The sequence below is a fragment of the Xanthomonas sp. BRIP62418 genome, from assembly GCF_003993495.1.
Taxonomy (GTDB): Bacteria; Pseudomonadota; Gammaproteobacteria; order Xanthomonadales; family Xanthomonadaceae; genus Xanthomonas; species Xanthomonas euroxanthea.
Genome location: NZ_QEZG01000062.1, coordinates 1 through 14,861, shown reverse-complemented (window position 1 = coordinate 14,861; position 14,861 = coordinate 1). Strand labels below are relative to the sequence as shown.

The window sequence follows — 14,861 nt, the reverse complement described above, 5'->3', positions numbered from 1 at the left end:
GGCCTCAATGGTCTTCTTCGACGGTGGATTTTTCGATGTCGGCCTTGATCAGGAAGCTCTGGGCCACCACCACCTGTTCACCGGCCTTGAGCCCTTCCAGCACTTCGGCGCGCTCAGCGTCGCGGCGACCGAGCTTGACCGGCCGGGTGTGGTAGGTCTCTCCCTGCTGCACGTAGACCACGTCCTGGTCTTCTGCGGTCTGCAGCGCGGTGATTGGCACCACCAGCGCCGCCGATTGGCGATCCACGGTGACCCGCGCCTTGACCGCCGAACCCGGACGCCACAGGCCATCGGTGTTGGCCACGGTGGCGCGCGCAATGGTGCTTTGGCTGGCGGTGGCGGTGCCGGGCAGGACGCGCTCCAAGGTGGTCTGCGCCGTGACGCCATCGCTCAAGCGGGTGACCGTCACCGGCACGCCGGCACCGATGTGCTGGACGTCGGCCCCAAAGATGTGCAGGTCCACCCACAGGGTGGACAGGTCGGCGACCTCGAACAGTGGCGCGCCCTCAGCCGCCGCCATGCCCACAGCGGCCGTACGCGCCATCACCACGCCACTGATCGGCGCGGTGACGGTATAGGTGGTCAGGCTCAGGTTGCTCTCTACTGTAGCCAGTGCCTGGCCGGCACGCACCTGATCACCCACGCCCGCTCGCACAGAGCGGACCGGTCCGGGGAAGCGTGCCGTGACCTGTGCGATGCGCCCATCGATCGGGGTGAGCAGACCTTGCACCTCATGCTCGTCAGCGATCTCACCAGGCCCAGCCGGCGCGACCTGGATTCCTGCCGCCTGCGCAGCCTTGGCGGCAATCTTGGTTTCCAGCGGCGCTTCCTCGTGCTCGCCGTGCTCCTCGCCCTCAGCGGCGGGGCCGCCCTCGGATGCTTCGTTGGGGGCGGACGCATTGCAGGCGGTCAGCAACAGGGCCATGCCCAGTGCGGTCCAGGAAAAACGGCTCATGGGCTATCTCCAAATGAAGCGGCCGCCGGCGGCGTTACAAGCGCCTGGCCGGTCAGTCGTTGAATTTCGATCAGGGCGCGTTGCGCATCCAAGGCCACGTCCAGCTGCTGCTGGGCCATGGCCGTACGTTCGGACTGCAACTGGGCCCATTCCAGGTAACTGATCGCCCCAGCGCGGTAGGCACGCTCAGCGGCCCGCTCGGCTCGGGCCAGCTTCGGCAACACGTCGCTGTGCAGGCGCGCCACCTCGGCTTGTGCGACGGTGTAGCGGCCATGGGCCTCGACCAGCGTGGAATACAGCGACAAGCCCTTGGCCTCGCGCTCGATCGTCAGGACCTCCAGTTCGGCTTCGCCGGCGCGGATCTCTGGCTGTGCGCGGCTGCGGCTGCCCAGCGGCATGGACACGCTAGCGACCAGTGCAGTGTCGTCGGTCTCCTGCAGGCGGCGCACGCCGAGCTGCCAGGACAGGTCCGGTGAGGCCGCCGAACGCGCCAGCTGCAGTCGTGCCTGCGCGATCCGTCGGGCGTCGGCAAACTGCGCCAGTTCCGGAGTCCGCTCCAGCTCATCGGCCAGCGTCTGCATGGAGGCGATCGCCGGCAGGGCCATCGGATCGGCCGGAGCCACCTCGAAGGTGGGAGTACGTTCGCCCCACAGCGCGGCCAGATGCTGACGGGCGGCCAATCGCTGTTGCTCGGCCCGATCACGCGTCAGCTCGGCCCGCGCCAGCGCTGCCTGCGCGGTGAGCAGCACCGATTCGGGTGAAGCGCCGGCCTGCAGGCGTTGCCGGGCAGCGGCCACGGTTCGCTGGCGCTGGCCAACATCCATGTCCGCCAGGCTGTGTTGCCGGTTGGCACCGACAACGGCCAAATAGCGCTGCGCCGTCTCGGCGAGCAGGTCCAGCCGCCCGGTCTCGCGCTGCACGGCCAGTGCATCAATCCGGCTTTGGGCCAAGGTGCGCCGGGCGTCGAGCTTGCCGCCGCGCTCCAGGACCGAGCTCAGGCTCAAGGTCAACTCGGCGCTGTCCAGACCGCGGGCCGCGCCAGTGCCCAACGCATTTTCGACCTCGGCACCGAGCGTCCACGGTGGGCGCTGCACCGCCTGGTCGCGCTCGGCAGCGAGCACGATGGCGCGCGCATCGACCAAGCGCAGCTCGGGGTGGGTTTGGGCCACGCGCGCGAACGCGTCGTCCAAGGTCATCAGCTCGGCCGCTGCCGCCGACGTTGTCGCCGCAGTCAGCAGCAGCCATGCGGCCAAGGCCGCCAATCGTACATCCATGGAAGTACTCCGAAGGGTTTCGACATCAACAAACGATCACCACCGCGCACAGCAGCAGGTCGCTGAGCCGGCGCTGCCGGCGGAGATCACCCTGCGATCGGAGGCCGGAACGGCGCGACCAGGTGCTCGTGCGGATACGGGCGCGTGTTGGCTTGCATCACCGGCAAATGCCGGCCGATGTCCGCAACGGTCAGCAGGATCTCAGGGGGCTGTGCGGCCTGGCTGCAGCACAGCGCCAGCTGGTGAAGGCGGTGCAAGGCGGCGCCGATGCCACGCTCAGGTGCCGGTGCGGCCACTGCCGGCCCATGGGCGGCAATGATCGGATGGATGTGAACGTGCAGTTCGCTCGCCAGACCCAAGACCGGCTGGACCAGCAAACCCACCGCCAGCTGCGCCAGCAGCAGCCAGCGTAGGCCCGTCCGCAGCCGGCCAAGGGCGATCATGCAGCCGTCTTGCGCGCGTCGGCACGTGCCCGGCGGGCATCACCCAAGATCTCGAAGGCTTCCTTGATCACATACAGGCCGATCAGGGCGCCGATCACGAAATCTGGGTACGGGCTGGCCAGCCACCACACCAGGAGGCCCGCCAGGATCACGCCAACGTTGGCGACCACATCAGCCCGGGTGAACAGCCAGGTCGCCCGCAGATGCACCTCGCCGGACTTCATCGGCGCCAACATGCGCAGTGCCGTCACGTTGACCACCAGCGACAGCAGGGCGGTGCCAATCATCCAGCCGCTGACCGGCTCGGCACCGAACATTACGCGGCGGCCGACCTCGACCAACACGCCCACACCCAGCACCAGCAATACACTGCCGCTGACCCAGGCTGCGTTCGCCTTGAAGCGGGCCGTGCGCCCGATGGCGACCAAGCCAATGGCGTAGGCGGTGGCGTCAGACAGCATGTCCAGCGCGTCGGCCAATAGGCCTGTGGAATGGGCAACCCAGCCGGCGATGCCGCCGATCACGGCCATCGCCGCATTCAGGGCAAGGGCGATCCAGAGCACGCGCCGCTCCTGCGCGTTCTTGGCCTCGTGGTGGCAGCCACAATCACTCATCGGAACATCTCCAGTCGCAGGGAAGCCAGGCCCAGGCGGACCGCTGGCATGGCACAGCCGGTGAGGGTAAAGTCCGTAGCTACTACGGAGTCAAGCGTACTACGAATGAAAATCAGTGAGGCTGCCGACGCCAGTGGGTGCCATTTGGAGACCATCCGCTATTACGAGCGGATCGGCCTGCTGCCGCGCCCGGGGCGCTCGGGCAATGGCTACCGGGTCTATGGCCCGGCCGACATCGAGCGACTGCGCTTCATTGCGCGCGGCCGGGACCTGGGCTTCAGCCTGGAGGAGGTCCGCAGCCTGCTGCAGTTGGCGGGCGATGAAGAGCTTTCGTGCGGGGACGTGGATCGGCTGGCCCGCAGCCATCTGACCGACGTGCGGGCGCGCATGGCCGACCTGCAGCGCATGGCCAGCGAGCTGGAACGGGTGATTGCCAGTTGCCACGGCGGGCAGCGGGCTGTATGCACCATCCTGTCAACGCTGCGGCAGCCGGCCTCGGTGGAGGCCACGCGCCAGTGACCGAACTGGACCGCTACCTCGATGCGGCCACGCGCCAGAACACGGTGCGCAGCTATGCGTCGGCGCTGCGGCACTTTGAAGTCGAGTGGCAAGGCCACCTCCCAGCGACACCGGACAGCGTGGCCCGGTACCTGGCCGCGTATGCGCAGACCCTGGCCACCAGCACCCTTCGCCACAGGCTGGCCGCCATTGCCTCCTGGCACCGCGACCACGGCTTTGTCGACCCGACCCGGTCGCCGCTGGTGCGCAAGGTACTCAAAGGCATCAAGACCCTGCACCCGGGCCAGGTCAAGCAAGCCGCGCCGCTCCAGATTCGGCGGCTGGTCGAGCTCGATGACTGGTTAGCCGCAGCGATCGCGGCGGCACGCGCGCGGGGCGACGGAGCGGCAGCGCTGCGCCACCAACGGGACCGAGCGCTGGTGCTGCTCGGATTCTGGCGTGGCTTTCGTGGCGATGAACTGCTGCGCCTGGACGTGGCCCATCTCACGCTGGTGCCGGGACAGGGGATGACCTGTTTCTTGCCGCGCAGCAAGGGCGATCGCCAGGCCGCCGGCGTTACCTACAAGGTGCCGGCGTTGTCGCGATTGTGCCCGGTGGAGGCGACCCAGGTGTGGCTGCAGGCGGCCGACCTGCAAGAAGGGCCGGTATTTCGGGCGGTCAGCCAATGGGGCCAGGTGAGCGCCGAAGGCCTGCATCCCAACAGCTTGGTGCGCCTGCTGCGCGAGTTGCTGACCAGTGCCGGCTTTGCCGATGCGGGGCTCCACAGCAGTCATTCCCTGCGCCGCGGCTTTGCCAGCTGGGCCAACGAGCAGGGCTGGGACATGAAGGCGCTGATGGAGTACGTGGGCTGGCGCGATGTGCAGTCGGCCATGCGCTACCTGGACGGGCATGACCCGTTCGCACGGGACCGCATTGAAGCAAGCCTGCCAAGTCCAACCGTGCCGGTACCGGCGATGGCGCTGCCGGCGCCCGAGGGCAAATCTGCACTGCAGCTGCGCCTGCGCATGGTACTGACCCCATTTGCCCGCGCGGGTCGCGGCGCGGCTAAGGCCCGGGGCCGGATCGAAGAGATCTGCTTGGCCCCGTTCCAAGCGGTGCGGCTGAACACCGCCAGCAGCGAGTACCGGTTGACGGTTCCCACCGATCCCGATCGGGATCTGGATGAAATCCTGGCCACGTTGCTCGATGACATGCACCGCATGGCCGATACGCACCAGTGTTTCCTGGAAGCGTCTCTCAATACAGACGACGGCCGGCACTGGGATTGATCCCCTCATAACCTCCGGATCCAATGGCTACCCTTCACGAGACCGCCTACCCGCGACTGAAGCCTGATCCCACCGCCAAGGAACTGGAGGAGATCTATACCCCCACCGCCGCTGAGATTGCATTCGCCAAGCAGCTGACCACCCAGCCGGGACCGCAGCTGGCGGTACTGATTCATCTCAAGCTCTTCCAGCGCCTCGGTTACTTCACGGTGTTGGCCGACGTACCCGAGCGGATCCGGAAGCACATCGCCAAGGCCGCCCGACTCGGGCGCGTATTGGACACCGACCAGCTCGAACGTTACGACGCTTCCGGTAGCCAGCGCCGGCATATCCCGCAGCTTCGGCAGTTCATCGGTGTACGTCCCCTGGATAAATCAGGCTTGGCCTGGCTGGACACGGTGGCCACCGGAGCAGCCCAGACCAAGCACACCATCCCGGACATCGTGAACGTCCTGCTCGAAGAGCTGGTGCACCATCGCTACGAACTGCCCGGTTTCCGCACCCTGGAACTGGCCGCCATCGGCGCGCGTGAGCGGGTCAATCTGGGCTACTACCGTAGCATCAGCCACGCGCTGACGCCTACCACGCGCACGCTCATTGACGACTTGCTGCGCGCACCGGAAAACTCCAGGTTCACCGGCTGGCAATCGCTCAAGCGCGAGCCTGGTCGGCCCACCAACAAGGAAGTCCGGTTCTATCTGCAGCACATCCGCATGCTGCAGCAGTTGGCTGAGCAGCTGCCCCCGATCGATGTGCCGGTCCCTAAGCTTAAGCAATTCCGTGCAATGGCCCGGGCCTATGACGCCAGCGAGCTGGCCGAATTGGCTCCGGACAAGCGCTATGCGCTGGCCACCATCTTCATTCGCGCCCAGCATGCCAAGACGCTGGATGACGCAGCCGAGCTATTCATCAAGCAGGTGCGCGGGCTGGAAAACACGGCCCAGCAAAAACTGCTGGCCTACCAGCTCGAACATGCCAAGCGGGCCGACTTCCTGATCGGCCAGCTCAAGGAAATCCTGCAGGCCTATCAGCTCGACGGCAGCGATAGTCAGCGCGTGGATGCCATCGACAACAGTCTAGAAGCGGAAGTGTCGACCTTGCTGGCCGAATGCGAAGAACATATGGCATACGCAGGGAAGAACTATCTGCCTTTCATGCTGCAACCCTACGGCACGGTCAGGCCGCTGCTGTTCAATGGGCTGGAGCTGATGAATCTGCGGTCAACCAGCCACGATGCCGGCATGGAGCCGTTGATCGCAGCGGTGCTGTCGCTGCGCAACCAACGCCGTGAGCTGATCGAGGTCGCATCCCTCGGCCTGGACCCGGAAAAGGACTTCGATTGGATGTCCAAGCTCTGGCGTCAGCATGTGTTTGGCAAGCGTGCCAGCGCTGCCGGCGCCGGCTGGATGCACCGTAAGTACTTCGAGCTGGCCGTGGTGGTGCAGGTCAAAGACGAGCTGAAGTCCGGAGATCTCTTCATTCCCAGCAGCGAACGCTTTGATGACTACCGCGAGCAGCTGGTCGATGAAGCCACCTTGGCCCAGGAACTGGAAGCCTATGGTCAGGTGTCAGGTCTACCCACCGACGCCGCGTCGTTCGTGGCTGGGTTGCGCGCACAACTGACCGACTTGGCCGACGAAGTTGACGAGCGCTTCCCCGAGAATGTGCATGCGGACATCTTGGAAGGGCGCCTGGTACTGCGGAAGGGGCAACGCGCTGAGGTCTCAAGTGCCATTGCCACGGTGGATCGCCTCATCGCCGAACGGCTCCCGGAGTCCAGCATCGTCGATGTCCTGATCGACGCCAGCCAATGGCTGGATCTGCACCGTTTTTTCCGCCCGATCGCCGGTACCGAGAGCCAAGTCGAAGATCTGCCCCGACGTGTGATCACCACGCTATTTTGCTATGGCTGCAACCTGGGGCCGACGCAGACGGCGCGGTCGATCAAGGGCTTCAGCCGGCGCCAGGTTGCTTGGCTGAACCTGAAATACGTGACCGAGGATGTGCTTGAGAAGGCCATCGTAGAGGTCATCAATACCTACAATAAATTCGACCTCCCGGGCTATTGGGGCAGCGGGAAAAGCGCCTCAGCAGATGGCACCAAATGGAGCGTCTACGAGGACAACCTGCTGTCGGAGTACCACATCCGCTACGGCGGCTACGGCGGCATCGGCTACTACCATGTGTCCGACAAATACGTGGCGCTGTTCAGCCATTTCATTCCCTGTGGTGTGCACGAGGGCATCTACATCCTCGACGGCCTGCTGGCCAACACTTCCGACATCCAGCCTGAGATCGTCCATGGCGACACGCAGGCCCAAAGCTACCCAGTCTTCGGTTTGGCCCACATGCTGGGCATCCAGCTGATGCCCAGGATACGAAACATCAAGGATCTGACATTCTTCCGGCCCGAACCTGGCAGGACCTATAAGAATATCCAGGCACTGTTCGGAGACAGCATCGACTGGCAACTGATCGCGACGCATCTCCACGACATGCTGCGGGTAGTGATCTCGATCCGATTGGGGAAGATCACCGCGTCCTCGATCCTGCGCCGGCTGGGCACCTACAGCCGGAAGAACAAGCTGTACTTCGCCTTCCGGGAACTTGGCAAGGCCGTCCGAACGCTGTTCTTGCTGCGCTACATCGATGACAACGAGATTCGCAAAACGATCCATGCTGCGACCAACAAGAGCGAGGAATACAACGGCTTCGTGAAGTGGGTCTTCTTTGGCAGCCAAGGGATCATTGCTGAGAACGTCCAACACGAGCAGCGCAAGATCATCAAGTACAGCCAGCTGGTGGCCAACATGATCATCCTCCACAACGTGGAACGCATGAGCCGGACCTTGGCCGTAATGCAGAAGGAGGGGATTGAACTGACGCCCGAGATTCTGGCCGGCCTGTCGCCTTACCGGACCAGCCACATCAATCGCTTCGGCGACTATCACTTGGATCTTGAAAGGGAAGTGGCGCCGCTGAGCTATACAGCGAAAGTCCTTGAACAGGCCCCATAGACGGGGATATCCGCCATCGGGACAAGACAATTATCATTTCGTTTCAATCGCTTAGGTGGCATTTGGCCCTGTACGTAACGATTCCCTGCCGACCCTCATACCGGCCTGGTCCATCGTGCCGCACCGGCTTCCGCAGGCGTCGCAAATCCCAGGTGGGCCGAAGTGCCACGGTGCGAGTGTTGGTCGTTTGCGTTGGCCCATTCACCACACTGTGCACATCGCAGTCGCAGCCGATGCGAATGCCCTGCCCGACCTGCTACCGGCCCAGAAGGGGGCATTACCGCGCGTAGGTACCTTGTGGTGCTGTGCACCGATGCCACGTGCCGCGTCATTGCCGGTAGGTTCAATTCCTCGCCCGCTACGCGCGCCACTTGCAGAAGCTGCCGCGACCCTGCGCACAATGCCCCTTCCGGGCGCCATGCCTATGATGACGAGATGCCAATGAGCCACATCCTGCTGCGAATCGTTGAGGGCGCCAGTGTCGCGCTCTATCGACATGCTGAAGACGGCCGGGCCGAGCTGCTGCCGACGCGCCGCGACTTGTTCAATTATCCAGGTGGAATTGGGTGGGGTTACGGAGGTAGCGGAGCTAAAAACCTAAGCTACGCAATCGCGGGCAAACTGTTCGAGATGGACAATCTCAGCGATACCGAACTGCGTAGACGCGGCGATGAAATTTTGAACCATGTAATCAGCAAGTCAACTTTGGACAATGATGCCGAGCATGATTTGCAAGTGGACCCCATCAAGCAATTGTTCCCCTGACCGATGGCTGGCACCTCGACTCCCGCCCTTGCCCTTCCCCTTCGTAGCGCTGATCTGGTGGCCGGCAACTCCAGGTCAACGTGGGGAGCTAGCCGGCCCTCCACTAGCGTTGTTGGGAGGAGGGGAGTCCACAAAAAAGCCCCTGCTAGCTGTGCTAGAAGGGGCTTTGGGTGAGTGACAACTGAGATGCAAATGTGCTGCAGCCGAGCATGGCTGTTACGCCACTAGTCTACTGCGACATTCGATAATGGATATCTGATCGACGATCGAATCAGCCATGGAACGTAGAGAACGCGCGGTGTCGTGGTTGTCCCAGCCATACTCGAGAGCACTTTCTGCCCTGAGTGCAACTACGCGCTCCTTCAACGAGTTAACGTCACCGATAATCTGCGGGTCATGGATCCACGAGCTCCTGCCAGAGATGGTGTCGACCACGTTCCCGAAGGTGTCAAGTAGCTTGATTGATTTGATGATACCGAACTCGCTCCAGTCATCATCCGCGTATTTTTCATCTTTAAAATAGACCGATTCGACCTTGTCCCTAGCAGTCTCCCAGGTAGCACCGATGTGATCCCTGGCTTGGACAAGGCCCATGGCCGGAAAATCCAGATGGAAGTAACGCGCATGGTGGTAGAAACATTCCTCAACCCAGGGATAATCGTCGTACATCGGTAGCGCTACGCAGTACTCAACGCGGGCACTTGCAACGTAGGTAAATCCCTTGAAGATTGGCTGAGGATCTGAGGTTGCGCAGCGCGTTCCGCAGAGCTTGGACTTAGCCGCCTCAGCGTTTGCGTAGATACGCATAACAAGATTGTGAAAAGCGCCGTCGAGACGGGCCTGGACTAGAGTGGTCATGATTTGCTCCAAACGAAAAGGGGCAAACAGACCTCGCCCATGGGCGAAATCTAGTTCGCCCGCTGGGGATTGATATAAGTGTTGCGTATGTGTTACGTGGGTGGCACCGGCCACTACGGAGATGCGCAGAGCGCGTTCTAGGGAAAAATTTAAAAGAGCGCCTCTTTGCTGTCAAGGGCGAAGATCGGTGGTCCAGACCACTAGAAGTCCTCTCCCCCACCCCAGGCCGCGGAGTCGCCGTCAATTGCACATGCGTAGACCCCGAGAAGTTGATTACAGCAAGGCTTGCGACCGCGATGCAGTGCACCTGCGTGCTGGGCGATCGCCGGTTGTGCGGCACCCTACCCCTTTGCCAGGGACAGCGGCTGCAGGCTTTGCTCGCATGGCTGCCCCACCCGCCCCCAGGCTACAGCGAGCGCTTCAGTTCAACGCGTTTATACTGAGGTGCAACCGTTGTGTTACCACCGACGCGAAAACGATGGGGATAGACGCATGCAATCAACAGTACCTAATCAGCCCACCCCCGAAGCGTTCTACATGTTCGTGTCTGATATGGAGAGTGCTAGGCCTCCCTGCGGTGTGAGGTTCAACAACCTTCGCGAGCTGCTGTCTCCCTCCCGTGTGATCTTGCGTCCTGAGGCGGGTGGATTTCCTTCACTGCTCGAACAGCCACAGATGACCTATGACCCAAGCGGGGGTCCCGAACCCCGTGATCTAGAGCCTGGGTTTGGCGGTTACTGGCTAGTATCCGAGCGACTCCATGACATCATGTGCTCATGTGACCCGGGTGCATTTGCGTTCATCGAGGTGGATTACCGGTTGATTGACGGGAGCAAGGGTCCACGTCATTTTCTGTGTGACGTCATTCGAGAGCTAGATGCCTTAGACGAAGAAGCATCCAGACTTAGGATCAAAGTCGATGACGACTATGTGCGTGGAAAGTTTTACTCCTTGGGTGGAGGAGCCAGCCTTGCATTCAGACATGATGTGTTGGGGAAGTCACATGTATTCCGCTTGCCGTTCAATCCATCGGTATTCTGCGATCACGATTTTAAGAGCGAGGTTCATGCGGCTGGCATATCTGACAAAGCAGAAGTGAGCGGCATCTCGTTCATTGACGCATCTGACATCTGAACCTACAAGGCCTAAAGGCAGGAGCCCGTAAGCCATGCCGGAAAAGACTCTCTTTCAATCACATCACGCCATCGAGCAAAACGCGTTTAAGAGTGATCCCCTGCTACAGGTACTTGTTGATTCTGGTCGGTTGAACAAGGACGCGGCTACCAATCTGATCAATTTGCCCAACGACAAGGGGCTTGCTCACGCCATTGGGATGACGCCGCACAATGGCCGGCCTGTTAAGGAGTATGGCCTTGGTTTAAAGGATGCCCTGGAGGAATTGGCCGCCACAAAGGATGGCCAGGCGGCAGTGTTGGCGAAGGACTCGGACGCGCTGGACCGAATTGCTCTCAGGGTTCAGCGATTGAGTGACACCGCGCAGGTGGCACTTATCAATGGCGACCTACGCACGAATACCGCCATAGGGCAGTCAATTAGCCAAACCCGGGCTGCGACTCACGCATTCTTCGATGATCCAAACAACTACGCTGCCCGAAATGCAGCGCAGTTGAAAGCATATGGTCAAGCCAGCGCTATTACACGTCAGTGGGCGGGGGTCACACACACCGAATCTCGCCTCGTTTCCACGTTGCAGTATTTTCATACCTCCGGGCTGCCATTGCTGGGGGGCGGCAACATTGACCTGCAAAGACATGGGTTGTCCACGGCTATCTCCGAGGCCTATCACGGTGGAAAGCTGACACTGTCACCCGGTGGCGTGGCTGTAGTGGAAAACACCTTGGGCGAGGAAGCTGCGAGACCTTTGCGAGTTCCTCGCGGTCAAAGCGGTGCCGCGTCCATGGAAGTGTTGCTCGGCAATGCCTCGGCCAGCACCCTGGTGCGTTCGGGTGGCTTGCTGGCGACTGGCGCAGATGCGGTGTTGACCGCTCGCCGTTCGGCCGAGCTGCTGGAACAAGGCAACGCAACCGCCGCACAGTCTGAGGTTACCCATGCCTTGGCGCGCAATGTCGGCGGCTGGGCCGGTGGCGCGTCCACCGCAGCAGCGCTGGGCGGCAGCGGCTTCGTGCCTGCGGCGTTGGTGGTGGGCGATGCGCTGTTGATGAGCAAGGCATTCGACAAGGGCGCCGATTTGCTGGACAACCGCGCTATCTACAACCAGACCGACAAAGCGGACGTGGAGTGGCAGTTCAACGGCCGCAACTGGCAGCGCGAAGCGGCCTTCGACCTTGCCCAGGATGGCCGCCGCACCCCGGGCGAGCAGCCCGTGGTGGCCAGCTACGAGAAATCCCAGGAACTTGGCGCCCTGGCCAACGCGAAGGCGGTGGAGCTGGCGTTGGGCAACGCCCCGCCATCCCAGAACCCGTTCAACCTCCCCGCACGGGCAAGCGACCAGGTGGGATTGGACAACCAGAATTGGGAGCGGAATGCCGAGCGTCAGACTTGGGAGCGCCAAGTCAGGACCGCCGCGTCCGGCACCGATGAGATTGGCAGCTACGCCCTCCAACTCGCGTCCCCGGAACGCGCGCAACAGCTCAACCAGGAAGCCTTGGCGCGCATCGAGAGCAACATCGCCACCGGGCGTGAGGCCATCGCAGCGACCTACCTGGAAAACCACGCCGCGCAGCGCGCCCGCGACTATGGAGTGGAGGTGCCGGCGGCGGTGCAAGCAGCGCAGGCCAAGCCGGACCGGGTTCAAGGCCACGATGGTCAAGCCTACCAGCGCAACGAGGCTGGGCAGTGGCTTGGAAAGGAAGGGCTGGCGACCGGCAACCTGGCGGCGGAGCTGGAGCTCACCAACCAGATGCGCCAGGCCTCGCTGGAGCGCGCTCAGGAAGCCCTGGCGGCGATTGAGGCGCTTCCCGCGCCTACGGCGGCGCAGATGGAGCAGAACGAGCTGCTGCACCGCTACCGGGCTGCCGGCGTTGATTTGAATGTCAACCCGCAGACCCAGCAGGCCGTGGCGCTGGCTTCGCAGCGAACCATGGAGGCCAACGGCATCACCGGGCCGACGATGCAGCAGTTGCAGCGCAATGAGTCGGGGCAATACGGCTATGACAGCCCCATCGCACACCTCCAGCGCGGCAGCGACGGGGTGACTCGCGTGGTGGCTGTGACCAGCAGCGAGGACATTCGGCAGGCGCTGACTGAGGCGCAAGGCAATCGACCAGAGTCGCCAACCCTTGGGCGCGTGCCTGAGGGAACGGCAGAGGCGAACACCTCGACCTCCGAGTCGTCCAATCCGCAGCAGGTGCTGGATATCCAGGCGCGTATGCAAGCCTCTGTAGCGGCACAGGCGCGGCAAGAACGCGAACAGCAAGATCGTCTTGCGCAAGAGCAGCACGCCGCGCAGGTGCGTGAGCACCTCCAGCAGGCACAGCCTGAGCGCGAAGATCGGGCGCAGAGCGAACAAACAGTCCAGGCCCACGCGGTGCTGGAAGGTCAGCGCCAAGCCGAGCAGCATCGGCAGTCAGAAGAGCGGCAAGTGCAGGAGCAGCAAGCACAGACCAGCCAGCAGCGCGAGCTGCAGGAGCGTGAGGAGAGGGATGTCCAGCAACGTCAGGCGCAGGAGCGCCAAGCCGAGGACAACCAGCAGCGGGAGCAGCAAGACCGCCAGGCTCAAGAAGCCAGGCAAGTTGAGGTCCAGGAAGCTCAGGCTCGGCAAGCACAGGATCATCAGCAACAAGTTCAAGGACTCGCACAGCAGCAGGCCCAGCGTCAGGAGTCCTCGCCGCAACCGGATCCTCAACCGGACGCTCAAGATGCCGCGCTGGCTCAACAAACACCACGGCCCGAGTTGCAGCAGGAACAGGCGCGTCAGCATCCAGAGGCGCAGGGCCAACAGGCAGGCGAACACCTGGCTCACACCACGCCTGACCCACGGACGCAGGCGCCTGGTCCAGGCGACGCGCAGTCGCGTCAAGAACAAGAAGCTGAATCTGCGCTGGAAATACAGGCAATGGAGAACCGCGACACTGCGCGATTTCAATTGCCGCCATCCGAGGGTTCTGAAACCCACAGTCACCCTGCGCAAAGCACGCAGGCCGATGCAGTGCCGCCAGTGCTGCATCGCCATGTGCAAACGCAGCAAGCGGAGATAGAGCAAGCGTCGGTCCGTCAACAAGACGTGGCGCTTGAGCAGGGTGCAGAGCCGGTTCGCGTCATGGCCACAACAACGCCTGCGACAGCAGAACCGTTGACTGCCTCGCGGTTCACAGCGCCTACCACTCCTGAGCGAGAAGCCGAGGCAGAACAACCTCGTCCTTCAAACGCCTTGCTCGCTGATCATGGGGCGGCATTGCTGCCGGCAGCACACCTCGCGCAGGCAAACGAGCAGTCCTTGGAAGACAGGGCTGTGAGTCGCTTGCCCGCAGGATTGGCGGAAGCGGGAGACCTGCGCACCCAATCGACTCCGGCGCAGGAATACAGCGCCGCAGATCCAGACGGTGCCCTGTTCCTGGAAGAGACCATGCGCTCGCTGCGACAGCTGCAACAGGAGATAGAGCTGGCCGATCGGGAAGACGAACGCTTTCACCAGGAATGGAAGGAGTATCGCGAGCGCGGAGAACCCTACCCCTTCGCTCGCGACGGCGCGCGCGACAAGGAGAGTGGGAGCATTGATTCATTCAGTGCGCACGAACAAGGTCACCGCTCTCCCCGTGAAGCGGCTGCGCAAGCCAAGTCCCTCCCACCTCTAGCTCAGCGCTTCGCCGGTCCAGCCGAAATGGATGCGCCAAACGATTCGTCAAATGCTCAGCGGAAATCCATCACGGGCGACCCGGACGTGGACGAGGTGCTCTATGCACTGGAAAGCAAAAACGAACTCGCGATCGAGCAAGCGCTGAATCGGGTGGCCAACAGCGCAGCAACCCAGGCGCTGATCAAGAGAGGCAACGACTTTCTGGAAGCGCAGGCCCAGCAGGAGGCCCAGGAACACGCCGCCACACGTCAAACGCTGGGGATGGATGTCTCAGCAGAGATCAACACCAGCCGCGGGCCAGTGATGGTGATGACTTTGCCCGAGTTTGCCAAGGGGCCAATGCAGAGCGGTCCCCAAGGGGGCGGCGGTGG

The 14,861-nt window shown here is 62.7% G+C and carries 11 protein-coding genes; 6 read left to right on the top strand and 5 right to left on the bottom strand.

Annotation, left to right across the window (positions count from 1 at the left end; translation table 11 throughout):
* Nucleotides 1-4: 4 nt before the first annotated feature.
* The 4 genes from EO174_RS22500 to EO174_RS22485 all read right to left on the bottom strand — a co-directional run bounded on the left by EO174_RS22500 (nt 5) and on the right by EO174_RS22485 (nt 3,286).
* The gene (locus tag EO174_RS22500) at nt 5-955 is read right to left on the bottom strand and encodes an efflux RND transporter periplasmic adaptor subunit (protein ID WP_005996617.1); all 951 of its coding nucleotides are present in this window, start codon (nt 953-955) and stop codon (nt 5-7) included.
* Nucleotides 952-2,229, bottom strand: a complete 1,278-nt coding sequence (locus EO174_RS22495; protein ID WP_005996614.1) for a TolC family protein — start codon at nt 2,227-2,229, stop codon at nt 952-954. Before EO174_RS22495 ends, EO174_RS22500 begins: the two co-directional genes overlap by 4 nt.
* Before the next feature lie 86 nt (nt 2,230-2,315).
* Nucleotides 2,316-2,672: a hypothetical protein gene (locus EO174_RS22490; RefSeq protein ID WP_005996612.1), complete on the bottom strand. Its 357-nt coding sequence runs from the start codon at nt 2,670-2,672 to the stop codon at nt 2,316-2,318.
* The gene (locus tag EO174_RS22485) at nt 2,669-3,286 is read right to left on the bottom strand and encodes a cation transporter (RefSeq protein ID WP_005996609.1); all 618 of its coding nucleotides are present in this window, start codon (nt 3,284-3,286) and stop codon (nt 2,669-2,671) included. Before EO174_RS22485 ends, EO174_RS22490 begins: the two co-directional genes overlap by 4 nt.
* Before the next feature lie 105 nt (nt 3,287-3,391).
* Between EO174_RS22485 and EO174_RS22480 the strand changes: the two genes are divergently transcribed.
* From EO174_RS22480 to EO174_RS22465, 4 genes are all read left to right on the top strand, one after another.
* Nucleotides 3,392-3,805, top strand: coding sequence for a helix-turn-helix domain-containing protein (locus tag EO174_RS22480; protein WP_005996607.1), 414 nt, complete (start codon nt 3,392-3,394; stop codon nt 3,803-3,805).
* Nucleotides 3,802-5,073, top strand: a complete 1,272-nt coding sequence (locus EO174_RS22475; RefSeq protein ID WP_005996605.1) for a site-specific integrase — start codon at nt 3,802-3,804, stop codon at nt 5,071-5,073. Before EO174_RS22480 ends, EO174_RS22475 begins: the two co-directional genes overlap by 4 nt.
* A gap of 23 nt (nt 5,074-5,096) precedes the next feature.
* Nucleotides 5,097-8,090, top strand: a complete 2,994-nt coding sequence (locus EO174_RS22470; RefSeq protein WP_039420095.1) for a Tn3 family transposase — start codon at nt 5,097-5,099, stop codon at nt 8,088-8,090.
* Nucleotides 8,091-8,531: 441 nt separating this feature from the next.
* The gene (locus EO174_RS22465; protein WP_005996602.1) at nt 8,532-8,855 is read left to right on the top strand and encodes a DUF6166 domain-containing protein; all 324 of its coding nucleotides are present in this window, start codon (nt 8,532-8,534) and stop codon (nt 8,853-8,855) included.
* A 216-nt stretch (nt 8,856-9,071) separates the two neighbouring features.
* Here the strand turns inward: EO174_RS22465 and EO174_RS22460 are convergent, their stop codons facing one another.
* Nucleotides 9,072-9,713 carry a hypothetical protein gene (locus EO174_RS22460; protein WP_126936937.1) on the bottom strand — a complete coding sequence of 214 codons (642 nt, stop codon included), beginning with the start codon at nt 9,711-9,713 and terminating at the stop codon, nt 9,072-9,074.
* Nucleotides 9,714-10,205: 492 nt separating this feature from the next.
* Here EO174_RS22460 and EO174_RS22455 point away from each other — a divergent pair, with 492 nt between their 5' ends.
* A complete protein-coding gene (locus EO174_RS22455) occupies nt 10,206-10,847 on the top strand; it encodes a DUF1629 domain-containing protein (protein WP_031424590.1) in 642 nt (213 codons plus the stop codon).
* Between the two features lie 34 nt (nt 10,848-10,881).
* Nucleotides 10,882-14,861: hypothetical protein (locus EO174_RS22450; protein WP_126947620.1), on the top strand; the 3,980-nt coding region annotated here is incomplete at its 3' end.

Coding starts and splice junctions, on each gene's coding strand:
- EO174_RS22500 (WP_005996617.1), bottom strand. CDS start 955: ATGAGCCGTTTTTCCTGGACCGCACTGGGCATGGCCCTGTTGCTGACC.
- EO174_RS22495 (WP_005996614.1), bottom strand. CDS start 2,229: ATGGATGTACGATTGGCGGCCTTGGCCGCATGGCTGCTGCTGACTGCG.
- EO174_RS22490 (WP_005996612.1), bottom strand. CDS start 2,672: ATGATCGCCCTTGGCCGGCTGCGGACGGGCCTACGCTGGCTGCTGCTG.
- EO174_RS22485 (WP_005996609.1), bottom strand. CDS start 3,286: ATGAGTGATTGTGGCTGCCACCACGAGGCCAAGAACGCGCAGGAGCGG.
- EO174_RS22480 (WP_005996607.1), top strand. CDS start 3,392: ATGAAAATCAGTGAGGCTGCCGACGCCAGTGGGTGCCATTTGGAGACC.
- EO174_RS22470 (WP_039420095.1), top strand. CDS start 5,097: ATGGCTACCCTTCACGAGACCGCCTACCCGCGACTGAAGCCTGATCCC.
- EO174_RS22465 (WP_005996602.1), top strand. CDS start 8,532: ATGAGCCACATCCTGCTGCGAATCGTTGAGGGCGCCAGTGTCGCGCTC.
- EO174_RS22460 (WP_126936937.1), bottom strand. CDS start 9,713: ATGACCACTCTAGTCCAGGCCCGTCTCGACGGCGCTTTTCACAATCTT.
- EO174_RS22455 (WP_031424590.1), top strand. CDS start 10,206: ATGCAATCAACAGTACCTAATCAGCCCACCCCCGAAGCGTTCTACATG.